A 16837-nucleotide genomic window follows, 5' to 3' on the forward strand; every position below is an offset into this window, starting at 1 on the left:
GATCAATCAATCCGATTTGGTCGGCCAATCGCAAATGAAAAGAATGCAGCTGCTGACACGTGACAATGCGAATGCGTTCGCGCGCGGGTGTCGCCAACAAAAAAAGCAAATTCTCTGTCGCTCGTGTCTATCATGACGCATCGGTTCGGTCGGTCATCAAGCGCTGACAACGCGTGATGATCAGATCACGACGCGCGGATGTGACTGTCGATCGCGCCCTCGAACCTGGCTCAATGGTGACGCGATGAAGCTCGATCGCCGCGACTTTCACTTTGGCATGCTCGCGTCGGCTGCGGCGTTGCTGCTCCCGCAGCATGGCCAGGCCGCCGCCGACAAGCCAGTTTCGGGCGGAACGCTCAATTGGGTCTACTACCCCGATCCATCGGCCTTGATCGCGATCAACACCTCGTCGGGCACCGGCCAGACGATCGGCACCAAGGTCAACGAAGGCCTGCTCGCCTACGACTATGATCTCAATCCGAAGCCGGTGCTCGCGACGTCCTGGTCGATCAGCGAGGACGGCAAGCGCTATACGTTCAAGCTGCGGCCGAACGTGAAATGGTCGGATGGTCAGCCGTTCACCTCGGTCGACGTGGCGTTCTCGGTCGAACGCCTCAAGATCGCCCATCCGCGCGGCCGCATCACTTTCGCCAATGTCGAGGCAGTCGAGACGCCGGATCCGCTAACGGCCGTCATCGTGCTGGCGAAGCCCGCACCGTTCCTGATTTCGGCGCTGGCCGGCGCGGAGTCGCCGATCGTGCCGCGGCACGTCTACTCGACGTTTAAGCCGGACGAACAGCCGAAGCTGGAGCAGATGATCGGCACCGGCCCCTTTATTCTCCACGAATGGGTGCCGGGCAGCCATCTGCTGTTCGTCCGCAATCCCAACTACTGGGATGCACCGAAGCCCTATGTCGATCGCCTAGTGCTGAAGGTCGTGCTCGACCCGGCCGCGCGTGCCGCGGCGCTGGAGGCCGGGGAGGTCGATATCGGTGCGACGCCGGTTCCCTATGGCGACATCGAGAGGTTCAAGGCCGACAAGAGGTTTGTCGTCGATACGACCACCTATGCCTATTCCGGACCGCAGCAGCAGCTGTTCTTCAATTTCGATACGCCGGCGCTGCAGGACCGGCGCGTCCGCAAGGCCATCGCGCATGCGATCGACCTGAAGGCGCTGCTCGACGTTGTCTATTTCGGCTATGGTCTGGTCTCGCCGTCGCCGATCAGTACGGCGCTGCCGAAATTCTACGATCCCAAGATCCAGGGATGGCCCGTCGACCTCAAGGCGGCGGAGCGTCTGTTGGACGAGGCGGGCCTGCCGCGCGGCGCCGGCGGCATTCGCACCAAGCTCCGGCTGACGCAGAATCCGTTCCTGCCGCCGAGCTTCGCCGATTTTCTTCGCAACGCGTTGCGGCGCATTGGACTCGATATCGAGATCCAGCGTTTCGACCTCGCGACCTATCTCAACGTCGTCTATCGCGACCGTGCGTTCGATCTGACGATCGAGAGCCTGTCGAACACGTTCGATCCGACGCTTGGCGTGCAGCGGGCTTATTGGTCGAAGAACTTCCGGATCGGCCTGCCATTCTCCAACGCCGCGCATTACAGCAATCCGGAGATCGACCGGCTGCTGGAGGCCGCGGCGATCGAGACGGATGTCGAGAAGCGCCGTCAGCTGTGGTCGTCATTCCAGTCCATCATCCATGAGGACGTGGCGTCGGTCGATCTGGTCGCTGCCGGCGGCGTCATCATCGCCAACCGCAAGGTGCGCAATTTCGCGCCCGGTGCTGAGGGGCTGAATGGGAGCTTCGCCGATCTCTGGATCGACCCCTCGGCCTGATCCTAACAGCCTTTTCAAACCTCGTCTCGGAGATTTCTGATGGCCCGCCGCAAGGACAAGCTTTCGCTCGGTGCATTCCTCCTGTTCACGGGCCATCACGTCGCGGCGTGGCGCTCCAAGGATGCCTCCGACAGCCAGACACTGCAGGACTTCGTGCAGTTCGCCAGGCTTGCCGAGGACGCCAAGTTCGACGCGGTGTTCCTGGCCGATCAGGTTGGCGTCAAGATCGACCGGCTCAATGCGGCGAGCCGCAAGGCGCATACCGGCGTCTACCCGTTCGAGCCGCTGACGCTGCTGTCAGCGTTGTCGGCGGTGACGTCGCGGATCGGTCTCGTCGCGACGGTGTCGACCAGCTACAACGAGCCGTTCAACGTGGCCCGGCAGTTCGCCTCGCTCGATCGGCTGAGCGGCGGGCGCGCCGGCTGGAATCTCGTGACCTCGACCGATGCCTCGGCCGCGCTGAACTTCAATCATGACGGACTCATCCCGCATGCGGATCGTTACGCGCGGGCCGAAGAGTTCGCCGATGTCGTCAACGGGCTCTGGGATAGCTGGGAGGAGGGTGCCTTCCTGCGCGACCGCGCCGACGGCCGCTATTTCGATCCGGCCAAGCTGCATGTCCTCGATCACCGCGGCCGGCATTTCAAGGTGAGGGGGCCGCTCAATATTCCGCCAGCGCCGCAGGGCCGGCCGGTCGTGGTGCAGGCCGGGTCGAGCGAGCCCGGCAAGGCGCTGGCGGCCCGGACCGCAGAGGCCATCTTCACGGCGCAGCAGACGCTCGCCGATGCTGTGGCGTTCTATGCCGACGTCAAGGGCCGGCTAGCGAAGTTCGGCCGCGAGCCCGATGACCTCAAGATTCTGCCGGGCGTGTTTCCTGTGGTTGGTGAAACCGAAAGCGAAGCAAAGGAGAAGTTCGACTATCTGCAATCGCTGATCTCACCCGAGGTTGGCCTCGACCTGCTCGCGACCTTCCTCGGCACGACCGAGATCCTGAACGCCGATCCCAACGGTCCGGTGCCGGCCTTGAAGGAGACCGAGGGCGGCAAGAGCCGGCAGGCTTTGCTGGTCGATCTCGCCCGCCGCGAGGGCCTGTCGTTGCGTGACCTCTATCTGCGCATCGCCGGTGCTCGCGGCCATTGGCAGGTGGTGGGCACGCCGAGCCAGATCGCCGATCAGCTCGAAGAGCGCTTCGAGAACTACGGTGCCGACGGCTTTAACATCATGGCGCCGACCTTGCCGACGGGTCTTGAGGACTTCATTCGCCTGGTCGTGCCGGAGCTGCGCCGTCGTGGCCTGTTCCGTGAGGAATATGAAGGCCGCACCTTGCGCGATCATCTCGGCCTGCGCCGGCCGCAGCGGCGAAAGCCAGCGGCTGTTGCAGCCGAATAGCTGCCGGTGATCGGCAGGCAGCCTGTCCCGCAGCCGTGGCCCCCTATGCCCAGATGCCGCGATGATGCCGTCCGGCAGCACGGCCAAGACTCCGCGCCGAGCGCGCGTCACCACTAGAACATGACGAATTGGAGATATTGCCCGATGAAGCGTTTCCTGTTGTCGATCTTCGCAGGACTGGCTCTGTTTGCTGCGCCGGCGCTGGCTGATCAAAAGATCAAGGTCGGAATTTCCGGCGGCGATGCCGAGATTCTTTGGGCGAAGGTGAAGGAGATCGCGGCCAAGGACGGGCTCGACGTCTCGGTCGTCGTCTTCAACGACTATCTGCTGCCGAATGCGGCGCTCGATGCCGGCGATCTCGACGCCAATGCGTTCCAGCATCGACCGTTTCTCGACAACCAGATCAAGACGCGGGGCTACAAGATCGTGCCGGTCGGCACCACGATCATCGCGCCGATCGGCCTCTACTCAAAGAAGGTAAAGTCGGTCGAGGAGATCAAGCCGGGCGCGTTGATCGGTATTCCGAATGATCCCTCGAACGGCGGTCGTGCGCTACTGCTGTTGCAGGCCCAGAAGTTGATCAAGGTGAAGGACGGCGTCGGCCTGCTGCCTACGGTGCTCGACGTGGTCGACAATCCGCGCAAGCTGCAATTCCGCGAGATCGACGCGGCGCAGCTGCCGCGCAGTCTCGGCGATCTCGATGCCGCCGTGGTCAATACCAACTATGCGGTTCCCGCGGGCCTTATCCCGGGCAAAGATTCGATTGCGATCGAATCGCCGGTCGACAATCCCTACAGCAACTTCATCGCGGTGCGCGAGCGCGACAAGGATGCGCCCTGGGTACCGACCCTGGTCCGTGCCTTTCAGAACGACGCGATCCGCCAGTTGATCAAGGACCGGCTGCCCGGACAGATCGCGGCATTTTGAGCCGGCGGCCGCGCGCGGCATGATCGACGTGGATCGTGACGATGATCGATCTTGAGGAGAATGGACATGACGCAGATCGAACTCGGCTGGGGCAGTGGCCCCAGCGCCCGCTATGAGCAGCTGGCCGAGCCGTTCAGGCCGCTGTTCCAAAAGATCCGCGCGAGCGCGGTGGAGCGGGATCTCGAGCGGAAGCTGCCGTACGACGAGATCAAGGCGCTGCGCGCTGCCGGCTTCACCGCCGTGCGTGTGCCCGCGGAGTTTGGCGGCGGCGGCGCGACTTTGCCGGAGCTGTTCAACCTGCTGATCGAGCTGTCCGAGGGCGACTCCAACGTCACCAATGCGGTGCGCGCGCATTTCGGCTTCACTGAGGATGTCCTGAACGCGCGCAATCCGCAGCGCCGCGCGCTGTGGCTCGGGCGCCTGGCCGAGAAGACGTTCTTCGGCAACGGTCACACCGAGATCGGCGACGCCAGCGTCAGCGCGTTCTCGACCGTGGTCTCGAAGAAGGATGGACGTGACGTCCTCAACGGCCGCAAATACTATACGACCGGCACCCTGTTCGCCGACTGGATCAATGTCGCGGCACAGCTCGAGAATGGTGAGCCCGTCGGCGTCGTGGTCTCGCGCCATGGCGGCGGCGTCGAGGTGCTGGATGACTGGAACGGCTTTGGCCAGGCGACCACCGCGAGCGGCACCGCAATCTTCACCGATGCGCCGGTCGAGCCGGACCAGATCGTTCCGGTCAGCGAACGCTTCAAGTATTCGAATCCGTTCTATCAGCTGGTCCATCTCGCGACCTTGGCCGGCATCGGCCGCGCCGCGGCCGGGGACGTCGCCCGTCTGGTCCGCGAGCGCAAGCGCGTATTCAGCCATGGCAATGCGTCGACCGTGGCGGCCGATCCGCAGATCCTGCAGATCGTGGGGCGTGTCCGCGGCAATGCCTATGCGGCCGGCCTGATCGTGCTCAAGGTCGCCGAGGCGCTGCAGCGCGCCCATGAGGCGTATCTCGGCGGTGACGAGGAGCACGCAGTCGCGGCGATCGCGATTGCGGAGATCGAGCTCGATCAATCGGTCACCGTGATCTCGGATCTGATCCTGCAGGCGACCACCATCCTGTTCGATGCGCTCGGCGCCTCCTCGGCCGCGAAGCCGCTCGCGCTCGACCGCTACTGGCGCAATGCCCGGACCATCATCTCGCACAATCCGCGGGTCTATCGCGACCGCATCGTCGGCGACTTCGCCGTCAACGGCACGCCGCCCCCCGGCCAGTACCGGATCGGCACAGCGGGGTAGGGGCCGGCCGTGGTGTGACGGTCGGCGCGATGCTCGCGGCGTGCACCTCGACGCACGCTGCGTGCCTGAGATCGTCTGGAAAGGTCGAAGTGAGAAACATTCTCCTTCGATCCTGATCGACGATAGCTTCATTCCATCTCAGCTTGTCAAATTGCCAGCAAAGTCTGCGACTCCTCGCATAAGGTGCAGGAAAATTCTTTGTGAGAAGCCGGCCGGCGCAGCCCGGAACGATGCGGCTCACCACTTCAGGAGATTGATCATGTCGGATGGTTTGCGAACCCCGGCTCCGTCCCGGCGTGCCTTTCTCGCCGGCACTGCGTCGCTGGCCACGAGCGTGGCGCTTGGCAGCGGCGTGGGAGCCGTGCAGGCGCAGGGGACCGCGCCCGTCACCGGCGGACGGTTGGTCTATCTCGAGCAACAGGCTCACACCAATCTCTATCCGCCGGCCGGCGGTTTCTATCCGAATGGCGGCGTGCTCAATCAGATCACGGACAAGCTGACCTACCAGAATCCGAAGACGCTGAAGATCGAGCCGTGGCTCGCCGAGAGCTGGAGCTTCAACGCCGACCGGACGGAGTATGTCTTCAAGCTGCGTAAGGGCGTGACGTTCTCCGACGGCACCCCGCTCGATGCGGCGGCCGTGGCCAAGAATTTCGACGTCTACGGCAAGGGCAGCAAGGAGCTGCGTCATCCGGTCTCCGAGGTGATCAACAACTATGCCGGAAGCGAGGTCGCCGATCCGCTCACGGTGCGGTTCCGCTTCAGCAAACCGTCACCGGGCTTCCTGCAGGGGACCTCAGTGATTGGCTCCGGGATCGTATCGCCGGCGACGCTGGATCGTCGTTTCGATGAGCTCGGCGACGCCACGAAGATCATCGGCAGCGGCCCGTTCGTGGTGGCAAGCGAGCAACTCGGTCGCGAGTTGGTGCTGGCCGCGCGCAAGGACTACGCCTGGGCGCCGGCCAGCTCGGCCAATCAGGGCCGACCCTATCTCGACGAGATCCGCTATATCGTGACCGGCGAGGACAGCGTCCGCATCGGCGCGCTGCTCGCCGGCCAGGCCGACGTCATCCGCCAAGTGCAGGCTTATGACGAAGCCCAAGTCGAGAAGGCTGGCTATCGGATCTACGCGCCGTCGACGCGCGGCGTGAACAACAGCGTCGTGTTCCGCCCCGACAATCCGCTGGTCGCCGACATCCGCGTGCGCCGCGCGCTGCTGCATGCGACCAACGCCAAGGAGATCGTGGAGTCGCTGTTCTCGGAGCACTATCCGCAGGCGACCTCGGTCATCGCCTCGACGGCGCAGGGCTATGTCAACCTCTCGGACAAGCTGACCTTCGATCCGGCCAAGGCGCAGGCGCTGCTCGACGAGGCCGGTTGGAAGCCTGGCCGCAACGGCGTGCGCCAGCGCGGTGCGCAGGAGCTCGCTTTGACGGCCTATGAATCGCTGCCGCAGCCGCAGAACCGCGCGACCTTGCAGCTGATCGCCCAGCAATGGGCGCGGGTCGGCGTGAAGCTCACGGTGCTCGCTGGCGATTCCGGCAGTCGCGCCACCGACGATCTCGATCCGCTCAAGACGCCGGTGTCGCCGGCCATGGTCGGGCGCGCCGATCCCGACGTGATCAAGAGCCAGTATCACTGGGAGAACCGCGACATGCTGCGGCAGAAGCCGGGCCGCGGCAAGGTCAACGAATTCGTCGACGCGAAGCTCAATGAGCTGCTCGAAGCCATCGCAGCCGAGGTGAATGAGGAGAAGCGGCTCGACTACGTGGTGCAGGTGCAGACCTATCTGCTCGACCAGGCCTATGTCATCCCGATCTTCGAGGAGCCGCAGGCGTTCGCGGCGGCGCCCTATGTCCAGGGGCTCGGCTTCGAGGCGGTCGGGCGGCCGTCGTTCTACAACACCTGGCTCGCCAAACGCTGATCGGGATAGGGGCACGCGATGGCGCGCTACATCCTCACGCGGCTGCTGCAGGCGGTGTTCGTGCTCTGGGCCGCGTTCACGGTCAGCTTCATCCTGCTGCAGGCGCTGCCGGGCGACGAGATCCTGATCAAGTTCGAGAACCCGGATCTCGGACTCTCGAAGCAGCAGATTGCCGACATCCGGCTCGCTTACGGCGCCGACGTGCCGCTGCATCAGCAATATCTGTTTTCGCTCGGCCGCGTGCTGAGCGGCCAGCTCGGCAATTCGATCCAACGCGGCGTGCCGGTGATCGATGCGATCGCCGCCAACCTGCCGTCGACCCTGCGCTTGACCGTCCTCGGCTTCGTGACCGCGGCAAGCCTGGCGCTCGTGATCGCGTTCCTCGCCACGCTGACGCCATTCGCGTTCCTGCGGTCGCTGCTGCGCGGCCTGCCGTCGCTGTTCATCTCGCTGCCGGTGTTCTGGCTCGGCATCGTGCTGATCCAGGTCTTCTCGTTCCAGCTCAAGCTCATTCCGGTGATCGGCGCAGGGCCGTGGGAAGGGTTGGTGCTCCCGGTGCTGGCGCTGGCCATTCCGATCTCGGCGCCGCTCGCCCAGGTGCTGATGCGCTCGATCGATGAGGTCGAGACCCAGGGCTTTGTGGCGGTCGCCCGCGCCAAGGGCGCGTCGCGGCGCTGGGTGCTGTGGCGCCATGTGTTCCGCAATGCCGTGCCGCCCACTCTGACCATCGGCGGCGTGCTGTTCGGCGAGCTGCTCGCCGGTGCCGTCGTCACCGAGACGGTGTTCGGCCTCAACGGTCTCGGCCGGCTGACCGAGCAGGCCGTCAACCTGCAGGACGCCGCCATTCTGCAGGCCATCGTGCTGATCGCAGCGCTCGGCTTCGTGTTGGTCAATCTCAGTGTCGACCTGGCGATGCCGATCCTCGATCCGCGGCTGCGCAAGGCATTCGGGGGCGCATCATGAGCATCGTGCAGTCTCCGGAGGGCTTCGCGACAGCGGATCAGCCATCGGTCTCGTCGGAGCGTTGGCGCGCCAGATTGCGCCGGCTGCGGCCGGGACTTGTGCTGGCGTGGGCGACGGTCGCGATCGCGGTGGCCTGGGCAACGCTGCCCTGGCTCTTCACCAGCTACAGCCCGGTCGATGGCGTTCCGCGGCAGCGGCGGCTTCCCCCGGGCGCGCTGCACTGGTTCGGCACCGATGAGCTTGGGCGCGATCTCTATGCGCGTGTCGTCCATGGCGCGGTCCACACGCTGAGCGGCGCGCTGATCTCCGTCGCCGTCGGCCTGGCCGTGGGCACGCTGATCGGCCTGATCGCGGGCTCGGTCGAGCGGCGGCTGGACGATGCCATCATGCGCGTGATCGATGTGATGCTCGCCGTGCCCGCGCTGCTGCTGTCGCTCTCGGTCATCATCATTCTCGGCTTCGGCACCGTGAACGCGGCCATCGCGGTCGGCGTTGCCTCGATCGCGAGCTTTGCGCGGCTGGCGCGGTCCGAAGTCGTGCGCGTCCGGCGCATGGACTATGTCGAGGCGGGGTTCGGCAGCGGTGGGCGGTTCTTCGCCGTGCTCTGGCGCCACGTGCTGCCGAACTCGCTGACGGCGGTGCTGGCCCTGGCTGCGCTGCAGTTCGGGCATGCGGTGCTCGCGATCTCCACGCTCGGCTTCCTCGGCTACGGCGCGCCGCCGCCGACGCCGGAATGGGGACTGTTGATTTCCGAAGGCCGCAACTACATCTCGACCGCCTGGTGGCTTACCGTGTTTCCCGGCCTCGTTGTGGTCGCGGTGGTGCTCGCGGCCAACCGCATCGGTCAATCGCTCGTGCGGAGGACGCTGTGACGGCTGCACCCAACGTTCCCTCCCTGCTGGCCGTCGACAATCTCGCCATCTCCTATGCGAGCGGGGAAAGCCGCCAGCAGGTCGTGCATGACGTGTCGTTCGAGGTGCGCCCCGGCGAGTTCGTGGCGCTGGTCGGCGAATCCGGCTCCGGCAAGACCACGATCGCGCAATCCGTCATCGGCCTGCTGCCGCGCAACGGCCGGATCGAGGCCGGCGCCATCCGCCTCAACGGCATCACGATCTCGGACTGGAACGACACGAGGCTGAATTCGCTGCGCGGCGCGCGCATCAGCCTGGTACCGCAGGATCCCGGCCAGTCGCTCAATCCGACGCGGACGATCGGTGCCCAGATCGGCGAGATCTTCCGCATCCATGGCCAGCGCGACCGCGCCGAGATCAGGCGGCGCGTCATCGAGCTGATCACCCGGGTCGGGCTATCCGATCCTGAGCTGCGCGCCGGGCAGTATCCGCACGAGCTGTCGGGCGGCATGCGCCAGCGCGTCCTCATCGCCATCGCCATCGCGCTCAAGCCCGAGCTGATCATCGCTGACGAGCCGACCTCGGCGCTCGACGTCACCGTCCAGCGCCGCATCCTCGATCTGATCGATGATCTCAGGCGCGAGATCGGCACCGCGGTGCTGCTGATCACCCATGATCTCGGCATTGCCGCCGACCGCGCCGACCGTATCGTCGTGCTCAGGCATGGCCGCATCCAGGAGCAGGGCGAGACGCGGCAGCTGATCGCTGCGCCGCAGAACGTCTACACCCGCCAGCTCCTCGCCGACGTGCCGGTGCTGGCGGAAGCCGTGCTGCGGCCTGCGCCGTCGGCAGCCGCGGCCGACGCCGTCCTGGTCCGCAACCTGACCGTGGAATTCGGGACCGCTTGGAGCCGGACGCGGTTCCGTGCGGTCGACGACGTCTCGTTCAGGGTCGCCAAGGGAACGACGCATGCCATTGTCGGCGAGTCCGGCTCGGGCAAGACAACCACGGTGCGCGCCATCGTCGGTTATCAGCGCCCCACCTCCGGACAGGTGATCGTCGCGGGCACCGAGCTGTCCTCGCTGCGCGGCGAGCGGCTGCGCCAGTTTCGGCGGTCGATTCAGCTCGTCTACCAGAACCCGTTCGGCTCGCTCGACCCGCGGCAGGACATCCGCGACATCATTGCCGAGCCGCTGCTGAACTACGCGCCGGTCCCCCGCCTCGAACGGCAACGAAAGGTCGAGGCGATGCTCGACCGTGTCAAGCTGCCACGCGCCGTCCTCGACCGGCGTCCGGCGGCCCTGTCCGGCGGACAGCGCCAGCGCGTCGCCATTGCCCGCGCCTTGATTCTCGATCCGCCGATCCTGGTGCTCGACGAGGCCGTGTCGGCGCTCGACGTGACCGTGCAGGCGCAGATCCTGAAGCTGCTCGACGAGCTGCAGCGTGAGCTGTCGCTGACCTATCTGTTCGTCTCGCACGACCTCGCTGTCGTCAGGCAGATCGCGGACACCGTCTCGGTGTTCAAGAACGGCCGGATCGTCGAGAGCGGTCGTGTCGAATCCGTTTTCCATCATCCGCGCGATCCATATACGATCGACCTCATCGCCGCCGTGCCCGGCCGCAATCTGCCGCGACGCGTCGCGATTGCGGCCGAATGAAACTGCAGACTGGACTCAATCGTCATGACACAACCTACCAAACGTCTCGGCTTCTTCTCGCGCCTGCTGGACCAGACCACCGCGGCCGAGCGCTACCGCCTCGCAGCCGAGCAGATCGTGCACGCCGAACGTCACGGCTTCGACAGCGCCTGGGTCGCGCAGCATCATTTTCACGAGCAGGAAGGCGGGCTGCCATCGCCGTTTCCGTTTCTTGCCTATGTCGCGGCACGCACCTCGCGCATTCGTCTGGGCACCGGTGTCATCACTCTTCCGATGGAGGATGCGGTCCGCGTCGCCGAGGACGCGATCGTCACCGATCTGCTCTCCGACGGCCGTCTGGAAGTCGGCCTCGGTGCAGGGTCTACGCCGGCCTCGTTCGAGGCCTTCGGCCTCTCCGCCGAGCAGCGCCACGAGGCGTATCAGGCGCGTCATAAGATTTTGTTGGACGCCTGGGCCGGCGAACCGCTCGGGCATGACGAGAACCGGCTCTACCCGGCCGCGCCGCATCTCATCGAGCGGGTTTGGCTGGCGAGCTTCTCCGTTTATGGCGGGGTTCAGGCGGGCCGCGCCGGTGACGGGCTGATGCTGTCGCGGACGCAGCCGAGGCCGGCCGAGCAGCCGCAGCTGCGCCTCGACGAGATCCAGAATCCGATCATCGATGCCTATCTCGAGGCGTTGCCCGCAGGGCGCGCGCCGCGCATCATGGCCTCGCGCAGCCTGTTCGTGGCGGATGATCGCGCCGAGGCCCTGCGGCTCGCCGAGATCGGGCTCGCCCGCGTCGCGCATCGCTTCGCCAAGCAGGGGCATCGCATCGGCAGCGGCTCGTTGCAGGACGTCATCAAGGCGCTCGATGTGCATGTTGGCACGCCGGACGATGTCATCGAGACGCTGCGTGCCGACAGCGTGCTGGCGCGCGCGACCGACCTCGTGTTCCAGGTCCATTCCGTCGATCCGCCGCATCCTCACACTTTGCGTTCGATCGAGCTCACCGCGGCGCATGTCGCGCCGGCGCTGGGCTGGGTCAACCGGCATACGCCCGCGAAGCCGTTGCTCGCGAGCGTCGGCTGATCGGAGTCCGCCATGTCCATCAAGATCGACGTCATCGACCAGCTCGTCGGCATTGTTCCGGGGTCCTCGCTTGATCTGATCCGGCGACGCCGGGGGCAGGCGCGCGACAATGCGCAGGCGAGCTTCGATGCGCTGTTTGCGCCGGCGACGCCGGGTGAAGTCTCTCGGATTGAACGCTTGGCGGTCGCCGCCTTCGTTGCAGGATTGACGGGCGAGCCAGCAACGGCGTCGTTCTATCTCGCGGAGACCGCTCGCCTCGGCGCTGCGACGGGCGAGGCGGTGGGCCGTGAGCTTGCGCAGGGTCGGACCAAGGGGCCTTATGGCCGCTATCCCGACGGTCCGCTGTCGCATGAAACCGTCGCCGGTCCCGTCTACGAGCCCGATGCAGCGGCGCGCGAGGCGCTCGGCACGCGTCTCGCCGCGGCGTTCCGTCATGCGCATCTCCTGGTCCTGCATCCGCGCGATGCCGGTCCGGCCGATCTGCAGGCGCTGCTCGACGCCGGCTGGACCACGCCGTCGATTGTCACGCTGTCGCAGATCATCGCCTTCGTCTCCTTCCAGTCGCGTGTCGTCGCCGGCCTGATCGCCCTGAACGCCACTGCGGCCGAGCCGCGCTCCGAGGAAGCTGCCCATGTCTGACACCGTCGTCACGCATTCCGGCCACGTTGCGCCGGAGGTTTTCACCCAGGCGCAGCTCGACTGGCTGCCCTGGCTGCAGCCGCCGGCGGAAGAGAGCCTCAGCGCCGAGCAGCAGGACGCGCTGATCGATCGCGCCCGTGCCAAATCGGCCTATTTCCGGCTGCTGGCGAGCGATCCTGCGATCCTCAAGGCGCGCACGCTGACCGACAAGGACATCTTCTACAACAGCGATGCCGGATTGCCGCGCGCCGAGCGCGAGCTGGCTGCGGCTGCGGTGTCGCGCTTCAATGGCTGCATCTACTGCGCCTCGGTCCATGCGCGCTTCTCCGCCACCTATTCCAAGCGCGGCGAGGATATCGAACGCTTGTTGGCGGAAGGCGTGACCGTCGAGCTCGACGCGCGCTGGAAGGCGATCGTCGCGGCCTCGGTCGCGCTGACTGAGACCCCGGTTGCGTTTGGCCAGGACGAGATCGCCGCGCTCCGCGCAGCGGGTCTCGACGACCTCGCCATTTCCGACGCGATTCACGCGGCGGCGTTCTTCAACTGGGCCAATCGGCTGATGCTGACGCTCGGTGAGCCGGCGCTGCCTTCGGCGGGGTGACGACCTCGCATCGGGGGCAGCTCGTCTATGGGGGCGCGCTGCTCTCGCTGCGGTCACGAGCCGATGTCGACCCTGCCGGCCGGTACTGGCCATGTTGGGTCGGTAAAGCGCCGGACGTCGCTGCGCGCGATCCTCGTCTGACGCGATCCAGAGGCTGTATTGCTCCTCCTCGTCCCTTGCCTTGCGCTCTCTGCCGGCAGCGGTCGTCCGCCATGGCGCGAGAAAGAATGACCGTTGCGGCGGGGTGCCATTTCGAGAAGAGATATTTCACAATCTCGCACTTTTACGCGCCAAATATCAGCTTGAATAGAATATGCTTCTATGCAGAGTTCTTGTGGTCAAGTTATTAGAAGAAAGTTTCCCGAATGGCGGATGTTGCTGTGTCCTCGTCGAATGCATCAAGGCGTATCGACACCATCGATCGCAAGATCCTGACGGTGCTGCAGGAGAATGCGGCGCTGTCGGTCGCCGAAATCGGCGAGCGTGTCGGCCTGTCCTCGACGCCTTGCTGGAAGCGGATTCAGCGCCTGGAGGCCGATGGCATCATCAAAGGCAAGGTCGCGCTGGTCGATCAGAACAAGATCGGTCTCGGATTGTCGGTGTTCGTGTCCGTCGAAAGCGGCGATCATTCGGACGCATGGCTGAAGACGTTTGCCGAGGTGGTCAGCGCAATGCCGGAAGTCATGGAATTCTACCGCATGGCAGGCGACGTCGACTACATGCTGCGCGTGGTCGTGGCCGACATGCAGAGCTATGATCTGTTCTACAAGAAGCTGATCGGTGCCGTAGCCTTGAAGAACGTGACGTCAAGGTTCGCAATGGAGAAGATCAAATCAGTGACGGCGTTGCCTGTTCCGGCGGTCGAGGCGGCCTAGCCGATCTGGTTCGATGTGGGAGGGCAGCGTTGGAGGGCAGCAATATGGTGCCGTCTGCCCTCTAAAATGTCCATGTTCGCTCGCGTGGAGCCGTTCGCGCTCGAACCCTTACGTATGTCACTCGGCCGCGTCTCTTGCGTGGTGACTGGACTGCAAGGTTGCAGGATCGCGATAGCCGGCGCCGGGATGCGTCGTGTGCAGCAGGGGGCCGCGGCCGGGGAATAGCTTTTCTCGCAAGGTGCCGTCGCGATAGGCCGTCTTGTACACGCCGCGCGACTGCAGTTCCGGCACCACCAGATCGACGAAGGCTTCGAGGGATTCCGGCGCCACCAGGCGGAACAGGTTGAAGCCGTCGACGTCGGTCTCGTCGGCCCAGGCGATCAGCTCGTCGGCGACGTCCTGCGGTGAGCCGACGACGAAGGGCGAGCGCGCGCCGGCCCGGCTCAGGGCGGCAAGATCGCCGATGCGGACCGGACGCTCGCTGCGTACGGTAAAGTTCTCGACCATCGACTGGATGGCATTGCTCTCGACATAGCGGATGGGGTCGTCCGGATTGTAGGTCGAGAAATCGATGCCGGCCCAGCCTGAGAGCAGCGCGAGCTGTCCGGCCTGGTCGACATGGGCTGCGTAGTCGGCGAGCAGGTCATGCGCCTCGGCCCGCGTCGGCGCCACGATGACGGTGGCGCCGGCGAACAGGCGGATGTCATAGGGATCGCGGCCGGCGTCCTTTGCCGCCTCCCGGATCTCGCGCACGGCGCGCGCCAGCACCGGCCGCGTCTGGCCGTTCAGGAAGATCGCTTCGGCATGCCGGGCGGCGAACGCGCGGCCGCGCGTCGACGTGCCGGCCTGGTAGAGCAGGGGCGTGCGCTGCGGCGAGGGCTCGGCGAGATGGATGCCGTCGACCTTGAAATGCGCGGCGTCATGCCGGACCCGGTGCACTTTCGATGAATCGGTGAACAGGCCCGCGGCGCGGTCGCGGCGCACCGCGCCGGGCTGCCAGCTGCCCTCCCAGAGCTTGTAGACAGCGGCGAGGAACTCATCCGCCGCATCGTAGCGGTCGTCATGGGCGCGGTTGTTCGGCAGGCCCATGCCACGCGCGCCGCTGTCGAGATAGCCGGTCACGATGTTCCAGCCGATCCGGCCGCCGCTGAGATGATCGAGCGTCGAGAAGCGCCGCGCGAACTGGTAGGGGTGCTCGTAGGTCAGGTTCGCGGTGATGCCGAAGCCGAGATGCCGGGTGACGAGCGCCATCGCCGACACCAGCAGCGTCGGCTCGGCGTTCGGTAGCTGGATCGCCTGCGCCAGCGCGGTGTCGGGACTGTTACCGTACACGTCATAGACGCCGAAGACGTCGGCGAGGAAGATGCCGTCGAGCAGGCCACGCTCGGCCGTCCTGGCATAGTCGACCCAATAGTCCAGCGTGTTGTAGTCGACCGAACGGTCGCGCGGATGCGACCACAGTCCGCCCCAATTGTGGCTCGGCGCCATCATGTTGAAGGCGTTGATCCGGAGCTCTCGCGGCTTGGTCATGGGCGATTTCCAGTGTGCGGATAGACGTGCGGCTCAACGCGAGTCCTACGATATGGCGCTGCCTGTCTGCACCGACGATAGCAGCTCACGTGGAGCACGTTGTTTCGATTTCAAGCCGGCCTAATAGCAATCCTTCTGCCGTCATGTGCCGAAACGACATGGTTTAACCGGCGGGCAGAAGCCTCGGCATAAGCCCCGCAGTGACGCGTCTGATCGGCTGATGAGCAGAATATGTCGTGCGATGCAGGCGGGGGAACGTGAAGCCGAACAACAAATAAGTCCCTCGATGCAGCGATCAGGGAAGAAACCGGCCACGCAACCGCGCAACAAAGGATGCGCATCGTTTTTTCTCGCAGGTGCTCGACAGGCACGCGGTCCCTGCACATCATTGTTAGCCCGGCGGTCGATGCCGCCCGCGACCATGAGGATGTGATATTGATGAAGATGTTGTTGCGCGTGGCGCTCGCCTTGGGCCTCGTATCCGGACTTTCAGTGGCAGGTCGCGCTGATGAGCCGCTCAAGATCTCGACCAGCGCCGGCCCGATCGGGCAGCTCGTCGGCTTCGCCGCCAAGCTCGCCAAGGAAAAGGGCCAGGACGTCAAGGTCGTCGAGCTGTCCGATTGGGTCGCGATCAACGAGGTTGTCAATTCGGGTGACGTCGATGCCAATCTGTTCCAGCACGCCACCTATCTCGCCCTGCAGAACAAGCAGCGCGGCTATAATTTCGTGCAGGTCGACAAGGTCGGCGTGATCGCGCCGGTCGGGCTGTTCTCGAAGAAGATCAAGGCGCTCGACGAGGTCAAGGAGGGCGCGTCTGTCGCCATCCCCAATGAGCCGCTCAATGGCGCGCGCGGGCTGATCCTGCTGGAGCGGGCCGGCCTGATCAAGCTGACGCCGGGCAAGGGGTTCTCGGTCTCGAAATTCGACATCATCGAGAACCCGAAGAATCTGAAGATCGTCGAGCTCGATCCCGCGCAGACCTACCGCTCGCTCGACGACGTCACGCTCGCTTTGGTCAACATCACCTATCTGATCCCGGCCGGCGGCGATCCGAAATCCGCACTTATCATCGACCGGACGATCGACGATGGCCTGGTGCTGCGCTTCACCGCGCGCGCCGACAAGAAGGACAATCCGAAGCTGAAGGCCTTTATCGAGGTCTTCAAGTCGCCGGAGGTCAAGCAGTTCATCGAGGAGAAGCTGCCGGCGTTCATTCCGGCCGGCTTCGACACCAAGGCGTCCTGAACAGGATCGGCGGCTGCGTCTCGGGAGCGAGCTC

14 protein-coding genes are annotated in these 16837 nt (G+C 65.2%); 13 read left to right on the top strand and 1 reads right to left on the bottom strand.

Annotated features, from left to right (window positions below; all coding sequences use genetic code 11):
* The first annotated feature begins 244 nt into the window (after window positions 1–244).
* The 12 genes from HL671_RS07075 to HL671_RS07130 all read left to right on the top strand — a co-directional run bounded on the left by HL671_RS07075 (window position 245) and on the right by HL671_RS07130 (window position 14028).
* On the top strand, window positions 245–1840 hold the full coding sequence (locus HL671_RS07075) for an ABC transporter substrate-binding protein (RefSeq protein ID WP_012044864.1): 1596 nt from the start codon (window positions 245–247) through the stop codon (window positions 1838–1840).
* 39 nt (window positions 1841–1879) lie between these two features.
* Window positions 1880–3229 (top strand): LLM class flavin-dependent oxidoreductase, encoded by a 1350-nt coding sequence (locus tag HL671_RS07080; protein ID WP_172235973.1) that lies wholly within the window; start codon window positions 1880–1882, stop codon window positions 3227–3229.
* Between the two features lie 144 nt (window positions 3230–3373).
* Window positions 3374–4156 carry a MetQ/NlpA family ABC transporter substrate-binding protein gene (locus HL671_RS07085; RefSeq protein ID WP_172235974.1) on the top strand — a complete coding sequence of 261 codons (783 nt, stop codon included), beginning with the start codon at window positions 3374–3376 and terminating at the stop codon, window positions 4154–4156.
* A gap of 66 nt (window positions 4157–4222) precedes the next feature.
* Entirely contained in the window at window positions 4223–5449 is a 1227-nt protein-coding gene (locus tag HL671_RS07090) for an acyl-CoA dehydrogenase family protein (RefSeq protein ID WP_172235975.1), read from the top strand.
* Window positions 5450–5708: 259 nt separating this feature from the next.
* Window positions 5709–7373, top strand: a complete 1665-nt coding sequence (locus HL671_RS07095; RefSeq protein WP_172235976.1) for a TIGR04028 family ABC transporter substrate-binding protein — start codon at window positions 5709–5711, stop codon at window positions 7371–7373.
* An 18-nt stretch (window positions 7374–7391) separates the two neighbouring features.
* The gene (locus HL671_RS07100; protein ID WP_172235977.1) at window positions 7392–8336 is read left to right on the top strand and encodes an ABC transporter permease; all 945 of its coding nucleotides are present in this window, start codon (window positions 7392–7394) and stop codon (window positions 8334–8336) included.
* Window positions 8333–9208 carry an ABC transporter permease gene (locus HL671_RS07105; protein ID WP_210263789.1) on the top strand — a complete coding sequence of 292 codons (876 nt, stop codon included), beginning with the start codon at window positions 8333–8335 and terminating at the stop codon, window positions 9206–9208. The genes HL671_RS07100 and HL671_RS07105 overlap by 4 nt, the downstream gene beginning before the upstream one ends.
* Window positions 9205–10845: a dipeptide ABC transporter ATP-binding protein gene (locus HL671_RS07110; RefSeq protein WP_172235978.1), complete on the top strand. Its 1641-nt coding sequence runs from the start codon at window positions 9205–9207 to the stop codon at window positions 10843–10845. Before HL671_RS07105 ends, HL671_RS07110 begins: the two co-directional genes overlap by 4 nt.
* Before the next feature lie 24 nt (window positions 10846–10869).
* Window positions 10870–11913, top strand: coding sequence for a putative FMN-dependent luciferase-like monooxygenase (locus tag HL671_RS07115; RefSeq protein WP_172235979.1), 1044 nt, complete (start codon window positions 10870–10872; stop codon window positions 11911–11913).
* A gap of 12 nt (window positions 11914–11925) precedes the next feature.
* Window positions 11926–12552 (top strand): CMD domain protein, encoded by a 627-nt coding sequence (locus tag HL671_RS07120; protein ID WP_172235980.1) that lies wholly within the window; start codon window positions 11926–11928, stop codon window positions 12550–12552.
* The gene (locus tag HL671_RS07125; protein WP_012044854.1) at window positions 12545–13153 is read left to right on the top strand and encodes an alkylhydroperoxidase domain protein; all 609 of its coding nucleotides are present in this window, start codon (window positions 12545–12547) and stop codon (window positions 13151–13153) included. The genes HL671_RS07120 and HL671_RS07125 overlap by 8 nt, the downstream gene beginning before the upstream one ends.
* A gap of 365 nt (window positions 13154–13518) precedes the next feature.
* Window positions 13519–14028 carry an Lrp/AsnC family transcriptional regulator gene (locus tag HL671_RS07130; RefSeq protein ID WP_012044853.1) on the top strand — a complete coding sequence of 170 codons (510 nt, stop codon included), beginning with the start codon at window positions 13519–13521 and terminating at the stop codon, window positions 14026–14028.
* A 117-nt stretch (window positions 14029–14145) separates the two neighbouring features.
* On the opposite strand, the gene HL671_RS07135 is transcribed toward HL671_RS07130, so the two are convergent.
* Complete coding sequence (locus HL671_RS07135; protein ID WP_172235981.1) at window positions 14146–15558, bottom strand: LLM class flavin-dependent oxidoreductase; 1413 nt, start codon at window positions 15556–15558, stop codon at window positions 14146–14148.
* A gap of 438 nt (window positions 15559–15996) precedes the next feature.
* Here HL671_RS07135 and HL671_RS07140 point away from each other — a divergent pair, with 438 nt between their 5' ends.
* Complete coding sequence (locus HL671_RS07140) at window positions 15997–16803, top strand: MetQ/NlpA family ABC transporter substrate-binding protein (RefSeq protein WP_012044851.1); 807 nt, start codon at window positions 15997–15999, stop codon at window positions 16801–16803.
* Window positions 16804–16837: the final 34 nt, after the last annotated feature.

The sequence above is a fragment of the Bradyrhizobium denitrificans genome (assembly GCF_013179005.1).
GTDB lineage: Bacteria > Pseudomonadota > Alphaproteobacteria > Rhizobiales > Xanthobacteraceae > Bradyrhizobium > Bradyrhizobium denitrificans.

Coding starts and splice junctions, on each gene's coding strand:
- HL671_RS07075 (WP_012044864.1), top strand. CDS start 245: ATGAAGCTCGATCGCCGCGACTTTCACTTTGGCATGCTCGCGTCGGCT.
- HL671_RS07100 (WP_172235977.1), top strand. CDS start 7,392: ATGGCGCGCTACATCCTCACGCGGCTGCTGCAGGCGGTGTTCGTGCTC.
- HL671_RS07120 (WP_172235980.1), top strand. CDS start 11,926: ATGTCCATCAAGATCGACGTCATCGACCAGCTCGTCGGCATTGTTCCG.
- HL671_RS07140 (WP_012044851.1), top strand. CDS start 15,997: ATGAAGATGTTGTTGCGCGTGGCGCTCGCCTTGGGCCTCGTATCCGGA.
- HL671_RS07085 (WP_172235974.1), top strand. CDS start 3,374: ATGAAGCGTTTCCTGTTGTCGATCTTCGCAGGACTGGCTCTGTTTGCT.
- HL671_RS07130 (WP_012044853.1), top strand. CDS start 13,519: ATGGCGGATGTTGCTGTGTCCTCGTCGAATGCATCAAGGCGTATCGAC.
- HL671_RS07105 (WP_210263789.1), top strand. CDS start 8,333: ATGAGCATCGTGCAGTCTCCGGAGGGCTTCGCGACAGCGGATCAGCCA.
- HL671_RS07115 (WP_172235979.1), top strand. CDS start 10,870: ATGACACAACCTACCAAACGTCTCGGCTTCTTCTCGCGCCTGCTGGAC.
- HL671_RS07090 (WP_172235975.1), top strand. CDS start 4,223: ATGACGCAGATCGAACTCGGCTGGGGCAGTGGCCCCAGCGCCCGCTAT.
- HL671_RS07080 (WP_172235973.1), top strand. CDS start 1,880: ATGGCCCGCCGCAAGGACAAGCTTTCGCTCGGTGCATTCCTCCTGTTC.
- HL671_RS07125 (WP_012044854.1), top strand. CDS start 12,545: ATGTCTGACACCGTCGTCACGCATTCCGGCCACGTTGCGCCGGAGGTT.
- HL671_RS07135 (WP_172235981.1), bottom strand. CDS start 15,558: ATGACCAAGCCGCGAGAGCTCCGGATCAACGCCTTCAACATGATGGCG.
- HL671_RS07095 (WP_172235976.1), top strand. CDS start 5,709: ATGTCGGATGGTTTGCGAACCCCGGCTCCGTCCCGGCGTGCCTTTCTC.